The organism is Anabaena sp. UHCC 0187, assembly GCF_009712035.1.
In the GTDB taxonomy this organism is placed as follows: domain Bacteria; phylum Cyanobacteriota; class Cyanobacteriia; order Cyanobacteriales; family Nostocaceae; genus Dolichospermum.
On record NZ_VILB01000039.1, the window covers coordinates 1 to 8933 of the forward strand.

At 41.8% G+C, this 8933-nt stretch carries 10 protein-coding genes and 1 pseudogene; all 11 read left to right on the plus strand.

Translation table 11 applies throughout. The annotated features are described in order from the left end of the window. Positions 1 to 1980 (plus strand): hypothetical protein (locus FJR11_RS22710; protein WP_254444830.1); only part of this gene is annotated, 1980 nt, incomplete at its 5' end. Positions 1981 to 2017: 37 nt separating this feature from the next. Beyond that, entirely contained in the window at positions 2018 to 2248 is a 231-nt protein-coding gene (locus FJR11_RS22715) for a hypothetical protein (RefSeq protein WP_168507868.1), read from the plus strand. A gap of 45 nt (positions 2249 to 2293) precedes the next feature. Continuing rightward, positions 2294 to 2866, plus strand: a complete 573-nt coding sequence (locus FJR11_RS22720; RefSeq protein ID WP_168507870.1) for a DUF4255 domain-containing protein — start codon at positions 2294 to 2296, stop codon at positions 2864 to 2866. Positions 2867 to 3068: 202 nt separating this feature from the next. Beyond that, positions 3069 to 3968, plus strand: a complete 900-nt coding sequence (locus FJR11_RS22725; RefSeq protein WP_168507872.1) for a carboxypeptidase regulatory-like domain-containing protein — start codon at positions 3069 to 3071, stop codon at positions 3966 to 3968. Positions 3969 to 4050: 82 nt separating this feature from the next. Next, positions 4051 to 5361 carry a phage tail sheath C-terminal domain-containing protein gene (locus FJR11_RS22730; protein ID WP_168507874.1) on the plus strand — a complete coding sequence of 437 codons (1311 nt, stop codon included), beginning with the start codon at positions 4051 to 4053 and terminating at the stop codon, positions 5359 to 5361. A gap of 46 nt (positions 5362 to 5407) precedes the next feature. Further along, positions 5408 to 6691, plus strand: coding sequence for a phage tail sheath subtilisin-like domain-containing protein (locus tag FJR11_RS22735; protein WP_254444831.1), 1284 nt, complete (start codon positions 5408 to 5410; stop codon positions 6689 to 6691). Between the two features lie 24 nt (positions 6692 to 6715). Further along, a complete protein-coding gene (locus tag FJR11_RS22740; protein WP_168507876.1) occupies positions 6716 to 7165 on the plus strand; it encodes a phage tail protein in 450 nt (149 codons plus the stop codon). Between the two features lie 11 nt (positions 7166 to 7176). Further along, positions 7177 to 7539: a phage tail assembly protein gene (locus FJR11_RS22745; RefSeq protein WP_168507878.1), complete on the plus strand. Its 363-nt coding sequence runs from the start codon at positions 7177 to 7179 to the stop codon at positions 7537 to 7539. A 14-nt stretch (positions 7540 to 7553) separates the two neighbouring features. Beyond that, a pseudogene (locus FJR11_RS23960) lies at positions 7554 to 7703 on the plus strand (DUF6760 family protein); the annotation flags it as partial. A 38-nt stretch (positions 7704 to 7741) separates the two neighbouring features. Continuing rightward, positions 7742 to 8209, plus strand: coding sequence for a phage tail protein (locus FJR11_RS22750; protein ID WP_168507881.1), 468 nt, complete (start codon positions 7742 to 7744; stop codon positions 8207 to 8209). Positions 8210 to 8279: 70 nt separating this feature from the next. Next, positions 8280 to 8933, plus strand: a 654-nt coding sequence (locus tag FJR11_RS22755; RefSeq protein WP_168507883.1) for a hypothetical protein, incomplete at its 3' end; no start/stop codon positions are given.

The following is an 8933-nucleotide window of genomic DNA, read 5'->3' on the forward strand; positions in this document are numbered from 1 at the left end:
GGGATTCAAGTGAGGTATAATCTAGAAATTTGCAATAAAATTCGCATGGTACAGCAACAAGACTGGAGTAATTTTTCCTTACAACGTCCTAACTATTTTCCAGGACAGTATCTCCTGGATGAGGACTTTGAGTTAGCACATAAATATCTAAGCGATCGCCAGCGTTATGTCAATAGCAAACTGCATTTAGCCGGAATTGTCGAAGGACTAGAAGTAGAAGCAATGGCAGGTGAAGCTACGATTACTATCAAATCTGGGACAGCAATTGATGGTGAAGGTAATCTGATTATCCTAGGGTCAGAAAAAAGCAATCTCAAAATTAACTCACCATGCTGGGTGTGTCTGAGATATCATCAAGAAGCAAAAGTATTACAGCAACCGGAAATTCCCGATAGTTTCACCCGCTTTGCAGAAGAACCCATACTTGCATTGGAAGCGATTGAGACGAAAGATGCTAAAACGATTACTTTAGCTAGGCTCACCCTAGAAAACGGACAAGTAAAAGTAGATAACAGTGTCCGTCAATATTCGGGAGCGCGGTTGCCCAGTGGACAAGGTGAAGAGATTAACCTTAGAAGTGACGGTAAATCTTTAACCATTCAAGGCAACTTAACTGTATCCGGTAAATTAGAATTGGGCGGCTCAGAAATTATTGGTGTATCTGAAATTATCGCCACGGAAAGTGACAGAACCACAGTCATTCCCTCAGAAAAAGCCGTTAAAGAGCATATAGAAAAGCGAATTAGGGAGAGACTAGCAGCCTTAAATGCCCCTACAGAGGAAAAATCAGCGATTGCCCTCACTAGTAAGGCAGATGGGCTATATGGGTGGTCAACGGATGGGGGTGAAGCAGCTGATAACTCTTCTCTGATCAAGTTGATATCCTATCGGGCAGGAGTTGCCACCCCACGGCTCACCATCGAAAGAGATACGGGTAATGTCGGCATTGGTACAACTACTCCCGCTAGAAAATTGGATGTGGAAGGTGCGATCCGCGCCTGGCATCTTGAGTCTACAAATCCTATGCGACACCGGATGTATCCCAATGATGCGATCGTTTATCAAGATATTTTTGATGCCAGAGATGCCAAAGTAATTACCAAATATGGTGTCTTAAAAAATGCACCTGGGGATGCTGAAACAAGGCATATAAGTAGCAACCTATGGAACGACCGTCGTATGATCTGCTATGGAGGCGGGGAAGAGGATGATGCTGGGGCAGTTGTCACCGTTCCCGAAGGATACGATACTCTCTGGATCAGACTACCGGGTGATCTTCATAAAGTCGTCAAAGCACAGTTCCGAGATGGATATAAGGAAGACTTAGGGCGCTGGTCAGGTGGAAAGAGATACGGCAATTGCTACTGTCCCGATGGTTCTCTCACTGATGGCTATAGCAATAAACACCAATGGCTACCTATTCCAGTAGGCAGATCCGGGAAAGTTACCCTAATTTCCAAGCAAGGTGGTGAGTTATGGTTATCTGGGGTGGCATTCAGCAAAAACCCTTGGTCTCACGCTACTCAATCCGCAGTCGGATATCACTGGAAAGTCAACGGGGGTGATGAAACAAGTTGGCAGAAAGAGGGTGATAATTTCAAGTCTGACTCATACACAAGGATTCCTGAAAAAACCAATTTAGAATTGATGGTTCCAGTAGTATGGTCTGGACGTGACAAATTACTCTACATGGTTGAGCATAATAGCGACTGGAATGGTTGTATGCACACTGGTATTACGGTCAATGGTCAGCCCGTTGAAAGGTTTCTAGCAAGCTATGATAACCCCTTCGCCCGCCATTGGAATAGCAAAAGCTTTAACCGCTATATTGCTGCTTACATTCCGGCTGATTTGATTTCCAAACCCAGACCTGATGTTATCCCCTATCTCAAGGTAAAAATTGATATGAGTAAGCAAGACATAGGCCTTTATTTCCGGGAAATGGGTACACACGATCTGGAGGTTCCCTATAGTTTCTGATGACACTCAAGACCTTTAAACAGCAAGTAAGATGGCAATGAGGGAACAACTGGAAAAACGCCTGCAAGCTCTAACCACAGAATACGAAGCAGGACAAAAAGCACTAGCTAACTTGGAGTCTCAAAAGGCCAATCTCCGGGAAACATTACTTCGCATTAGTGGAGCAATTCAGGTCTTAGAAGAAGAGTTGGTTGTTGATAATAGTCAAAACAATCACCAAGTAGACCAACTCTCCCCAAGCACCATAGAAGTTATTTCTGAAACTTAACTTCTTGATCATCATATATCTGTCTTTTTCCATAGGAATTCAATCATGTTGGACGACTTAGATAGCACCCTAAAACAATTACTAACTCACGAATTACCAGAGTTGCAAAGGTCAACGGAAACAAATGTTGCCATTAGCTTTGATATCCCATTAGAAGGGTCTATCAAACAGAAACCGGCGATTAATCTTTTCCTCTATGATGTGCGGGAAAATCTGGAATTACGGAGTAATGAATGGTCGGTGCAACGTCGCCAAAATGGTACAGCAATCAAAAAACGTCCTCCAGCTAGGATAGATTGTTCCTATTTGATTACCGTTTGGGCTAATGCCGATGATCCCCAACAAGAACATCACATCTTAGGGGAAGTAATGAAATTATTACTCCGCTATCGGACATTACCAGCAGCAATTCTCCAAGGCAGTTTGCAAGGACAAGAACCTCTACCACTAGCAGTTGGTTTGCGTTCTAGCTACTTACAAAGTTTAGGGGAATTTTGGCAAGCAATTGGGGGAAAACCTAAAGCAGCACTCAATTATACTGTGACAATTGCTGTTCCAGTTGATGAAGAAACAGAAGAATTTCCTTTAGTGCTTGATAAACGAATTGAATTTATATAGGGGGGAAAAACGAACCACTCTCCTTGCGAAAAGCAGGGAACGGAATTTTTCAATCTTCCCCCTTGCTAAGGCTACAGTGTACACAAGGGGGGTAATTTTGGGAATAAATTCCAACTTTAAAGTTGACCATTTTGCTCAATTTCCAGAGCTATTAGCCTTAATTCCTCATGCCTGAATTGTTCTGCGATAACTATTGAAAAAAATGCTAAAGCGACAACGATTTTATCATCAAGTAGCCATAGCCGGACAAGTTAGAGATGCTATCACAGGAGAGGTAATTGCAGGTGCTATGGTCAAGATTATTGATGCTCCTGATGAATTTATTAATTTTGTAATCTTCCAACTTAAATTATTTGGATTACCAAGTTCATTAATTCAGTGGCACTCTTTTAATCCCGATCTCAATCCTCCCAACTTAGCCTTACCTCAAGAACTTCAAGAATTACAAAAAAATCTGAGAAATTCTAGCTTAAAAGCTACTAATAAGCTAGAATTATTTCAGGTATTTCTGGAAAATCCCCACCTTAGTGGTAAACATAAATTTCTAGGATTTCAGGAAATTATTGACTATTTTCCACTCGACCCAAAGACCAAAAATTCTCACTTAGGAAGGACTAAAACAGCCGCTGATGGTTGGTTCTATTTTAGGGATTTGCCAGCCGGATTATATCGCCTAGAAGCATCTTTGTCTGGTGCTAAAATGCGCTATGTCAAGAGTCAATGTCAAGTTGAGATTGGGCAAAAAAATCAAAATAATATTATTAACCAAGATCAAAATGTTGATCTATTTGATAATATTAGGAAAGTAGAATTAGAACTGAAACCAACCACCCTTAGAGGCAAAATCACGAATGCGGATGATACAGAAGCAGTTGGCATGGCTAGAGTCCAGATTTTAGGGAGTGGAGAATACACTTTTAGCTCAATTGAAATTACTAAACAACAACAAGGAGAATGGAATTATCAAATCGTTGGGATAGAAGCCAAAAATACTCCCATAACAGTAATAGTTTCAGCTAAAGGATATCCTGGAACGCAAAAAGAAATCAGTTTGCAGCCTGGGGAGGTGAAATCCTTAGATTTCCAGTTGACTTCCAACTGATAGCTTTTTTTTGCAATAGGTATCAACTCGCAACTGTCAATTTTGTTTATCCGAATTATCACAAAAAAAAGGGAAAAATATTATGCCCACCAATTTCGCCAATTTAGCTCCTGGCGTTTATGTTGATGAAATTTCTTCAGGGTTAGCACCTATTGCTGGTGTAGGAACTAGTACGGCTGGATTCATTGGTGTCGTCAGTTTGAAAGTAGCGAAAAGTGCGAAAGGTGCGAAAAGTGCTGAAGGTGCTGAAGGTGCTGAAGATGCTACAGTTTCTTCAACCTTGGCGAAGAAAGGTCAGCTTATTTCTGGTGAAGACCAATATTCAGTTGTGTTGAAAGACCAAAAAAAAGCCACAGAAGAGGTAGAATTTTCAACTTCAGTTAAGTCTGGTGAAGTCAAACTCTGTACAAATTTCACTGAATTTAAGAAATTCTTCGGGGATTTCTCAGATAATCCCGGTCAAAATATCCTCGCTCATGCTGTTTATGGCTTCTTCAGAAATGGTGGCACCAGGTGTTTTGTAATATGGGTGACAGCAGAATCAGAAATTAGTCAGGATAGGGCTTTAGGAAAGTTTGAAGCCATTGATGAAATTGCCATCGTCGCGGCTCCGGGTGTTACAAGTAAGGTAGCCCTGGGTGAAATTAATGATCACTGCCGATTGTTAGGCGATCGCTTTGCGATTTTGGATACAATAGAAGATATCGCCATTGACTCGGATCAACTAAAACCAGGTAGTGACGAACTGCTAGGAAACTCAGACTATGCGGCAGTATACTACCCCTGGATTCAAGTTTTCGATCCCGCCAGCAACGGACTGAAGTTTGTTCCCCCTAGTGGTCATATTGCCGGTGTTTACGCTCGCGTAGACGATAAAAGAGGTGTGCATAAAGCTCCTGCTAATGAACCAATTTCGGGAGCAGTAGGCTTAAAGCAAGATATCAGCAAAATCAAACAGGGTCCTCTGAACGAGATAGGTATTAACTGTATCCGCAATCTCAATGGTAATATCCGCATTTGGGGAGCGCGGACTTTAGGCGCGGGAAAAGACAATCCAGACTTCAAATATATTAATATTCGTCGTCAATTTAACTACCTGCGGGAGTCAATTGATGAAGGAACTCAATGGGTAGTCTTTGAACCCAATAACCCCGAACTTTGGGCAAAAATTCGCCGCAATATTACTGCCTTCCTCACCAATGAATGGCGCAAAGGGGCATTATTTGGCACAAGTCCCCAAGAAGCATTCTTTGTCAAGTGCGATGCAGAAACCAATCCGATGGATGTTCGTAAACTTGGTCAAGTGGTGACGGAAATCGGGGTGGCGGTAATAGAACCAGCAGAATTTGTCATCTTCCGCCTTAGCCAAATCGTAGACGAAAAGAAAAAATAGGCTCCTGACCGCACTGAAATGACCTATATCCAAAATTGATTAACCTATGCAGACATCTACACACCTAAATTTAACAGCACCTGGTGTATATTTAGAGGATATTCCTACCTTACCGGGTAAAGATTTACTAACGGGTGTTCCGGTGTTCTTGGGAGTCGCTCCGGTTAACAATGCTCAGGAAAACGGTCTTCCTGTGCCGAAAATGCTCACACTCTGGACTCAATTTGGGCAGTATTTTGGACAGCCATTACTTCATAGTTATTTACTGCATTTGGTGCGGGTTTTATTTGCCAATGGCAGTCGTCTATCTTCCGTCTTACCTTTGCTAGATCATATTCTCTCAGCCTTGCAAAATGGATTGGCAGAAATAGAAACACTAGATGGCTATTTAGCTCATGCGGTAAGGGGTTTCTTTACCAATGACGGTCGTCTGTGTTATGTCGTTCCTTTGCTAAATAACACTCTCTCAGAATTGCAAAACGGATTGCGGGCAATAGAAGGACTAGATGTCATTGATTTAGTCTGCGCGCCTGATATTATGCAAAACTCTGAGGCAGAAGTGGCTATGGAAATGCAAAAAGCAGTCCTAGAGCATTGTGAGAGAATGGGCGATCGCTTTGCCATTCTTGATGGCTTCAGGATTACCAAAATTGAAGACATAGAAGCCCTGAAAACACAACAACAACGATTAATCAGCGATAACGGTGCGCTCTATACTCCCTGGCTGAAAATAGAAAACGCCCCCATGAACATTCCCCCTTGTGGTCATATCGCGGGAATTTATGCCCGTAATGATCGGCAAGTCGGAGTTTATCGCGCTCCGGCTAACTACCTACTAGAAGGGGTATTGGATTTAAGTTTTTTGTTTACTGATACAGATGCGGACATCTTAAATCCTCAAACTGGATCAGGAGTTAACTGCATTCGCAGTTTTAGAAGTCGGGGAATTCGGATTTGGGGGTCACGCACCTTAAGCCAAAATCCAGAATGGCAATATATCAACATTCGCCGTTTAAAAATCACTGTCCTGCGGTGGGCAGAACGGAATTTAGCTGATGCTGTGTTTGAACCCAACAACAGAGATTTGTGGGGTCGTATGGAGCGAGAATTAACAGTTTACTGTGAATCCCTATGGGAACAGGGAGCTATCCATGGGGATAGTTCCGAAGAGGCTTTCTATGTCAAGTGTGACGAGGAAACCAACCCCCCAGCCATCCGCAATATCGGACAAATAGTCACGGAAATTGGTTTAGCACCCACTACTCCTAGTGAATTTATTGTTATTTCCCTAGTTCACGGCAGTAGCGGTGTTAGATTTGTCGAATCTTAGTAATTTACTTCAGGAGAACTTACCATGCCAGCTATTAAAGATACTCACGATCCATTTAATGGTTATAATTTCTGGGTAGAGTGGGACGGAATCGTTCATGCAGGCTTTAGAGAATGTAGTGGTTTGACGGCTACCAGGGCAGCCACGACCTACAGAGAAGGAACAGACAAAATTCTTGCTCAAAGACAACTTGGTGGTTTAAATAGTTTCAGTAATATCAGCCTGAAGCGAGGAATCACTGACAATGATGAACTTTGGAAATGGCACAAGCAAATCACAGATGGTGAACCAATGGAAGACAATCGGAAAAACGTTTCGATTATTCTAGCCGATGATAAAGGTGAAGAAAAACTGCGTTGGAACTTGGAAAAATGTTGGCCTACCATGTGGAGTGGTCCAGATTTTAATGCTACCGCTGGCGAGGTAGCGATTGAATCACTAGAATTAGTTCACGAAGGAATCAGCGTTGATTAATACGAGGGAAAATGCACCAAACTGAATTTCTGTTTACCCTGCCTCACGGTTATATAGATGCAGAAGGAATCCTTCATCGAGAAGGAGTGATGCGACTATCAACAGCCTATGATGAAATAGCTCCTCTGCGCGACCCCAGGGTACAGAGAAATCCGGGTTATTTGGTGATTATTCTGCTCGCACGGGTGATTACTAAGCTAGGAACTTTAGACCAACTCAATACCAAAATTATTGAGGAATTATTTTCTGGGGATTTGGTTTACCTGCAAGATTTTTACCAACGAATTAATCACCATGGTAACACCCGCTTTCAGGTTGCCTGTCCCCATTGTGGAGGAGATTTTGAAGTAGAAACCTCTTCCATGGGGGAGTAGTCTGCTACCCCCCAGAACGCCTACTGGAGGAGGTAGCTTATCTTTCCTATCACTTTCACTGGTCTTATGATCAAGTGATGAACATGGAACACTGGGAACGGCAACAGTGGGTAACTCAAGTTGCCCACATTAATCAGCAGATTAATCAGCAGTCAGGCAATTAAGGATTTGAGATTAAAACTTTTCTCAAGAGGAGACTTTCATGGCAAAATCGCAAAAAAAAGGCGGGGGTAATTCTCAAAAGAAATCCCAAGATCCCTATATGGCTTTCAATTTTATGGTGGAAATTGAAGGACTGACAGTGGGTGGCTTTTCAGAAGTGACAGGATTAAGCAGCAACATAGAACTGGAGAGTTATGTGGAGGGTGGGGTTCATCACCACGTTCATAAATTCCCTAAATACATGAACTATCCTAATTTGGTTTTCAAGCGGGGACTAGGAGAAAGAGATGATTTATGGAAGTGGTATGAAGATGCTACTAGAGGTAAAATTCGTCTCTTGAACGGCACAATTATGGTGCGAGACAGTAAGCAGGATAAACTCATAGGATGGAACTTTAAAAAAGCCTACCCGGTTGCTTGGGAAGGTCCACAACTGAATGCTAGTAATGGTTCGGAAGTCGCATTTGAACGGCTGGAATTAGTGCATAGAGGAGTTTATAAAGCATAGTTAAAACCAGTCAATATAAATTACATAAAATCATCATCTCTATCAGCAAAAATTAAGTATCTCATCTAAAATGACATTCAATCGTGTACCACAATGGCAAAAGTCTCTTGATCCGAAACTTGTCCGTCGGCTAAATAATCCGTTGATGAAACAGGGAGTTATCGATGGTCGGATGGCTAGAAGAATTATCGAGCGATCGCCTGATATATTAGAAAAACTACCTTTGCTTGCTCAACAAATGCAGCGTTGGTCAACCACTATTGATTTACAGTCAGAATCAACACCTATTGTTTATGTTCAACATCAGGAGCAGAGAAGTCAAGCAGTAGAACAGCAGACGATAAATCCTAACTTTTTATCTCCTGATAGCAGTCAAGGTAATAAGCAAGTCTTGATTGTCAATGCTAAGTCAATTCCAGTTGACATGACTTTATCCAATCAAGATCAAACGACTCCTTTAGTAAATCAGCGATCGCAGTCCACAGAATTAACTTTAACACAAGATAATTCTTTACCTAATTTACACAATAATATTTCCTCAACTCCCTCAGAATCACCAATTCAACGAAAAACAGAAACAACTGAAAATTTACCGATAGTCAACGTAAATTCTGAGCAATTATCTTCATTTCCATTAAATGAAAACCCCTTAATTAATCTAGTTAATCAAATTTCCTCAACCTCCTCAGAATCACCAATTCAACGAAAAATTGAAACAACTGAG

What these genes read in the sequence shown, in the direction of transcription:
- FJR11_RS22730 (WP_168507874.1), top strand. Translation starts at nt 4,051, where the DNA reads ATGCCCACCAATTTCGCCAATTTAGCTCCTGGCGTTTATGTTGATGAA.
- FJR11_RS22735 (WP_254444831.1), top strand. Translation starts at nt 5,408, where the DNA reads ATGCAGACATCTACACACCTAAATTTAACAGCACCTGGTGTATATTTA.
- FJR11_RS22720 (WP_168507870.1), top strand. Translation starts at nt 2,294, where the DNA reads ATGTTGGACGACTTAGATAGCACCCTAAAACAATTACTAACTCACGAA.
- FJR11_RS22715 (WP_168507868.1), top strand. Translation starts at nt 2,018, where the DNA reads ATGAGGGAACAACTGGAAAAACGCCTGCAAGCTCTAACCACAGAATAC.
- FJR11_RS22745 (WP_168507878.1), top strand. Translation starts at nt 7,177, where the DNA reads ATGCACCAAACTGAATTTCTGTTTACCCTGCCTCACGGTTATATAGAT.
- FJR11_RS22725 (WP_168507872.1), top strand. Translation starts at nt 3,069, where the DNA reads ATGCTAAAGCGACAACGATTTTATCATCAAGTAGCCATAGCCGGACAA.
- FJR11_RS22750 (WP_168507881.1), top strand. Translation starts at nt 7,742, where the DNA reads ATGGCAAAATCGCAAAAAAAAGGCGGGGGTAATTCTCAAAAGAAATCC.
- FJR11_RS22740 (WP_168507876.1), top strand. Translation starts at nt 6,716, where the DNA reads ATGCCAGCTATTAAAGATACTCACGATCCATTTAATGGTTATAATTTC.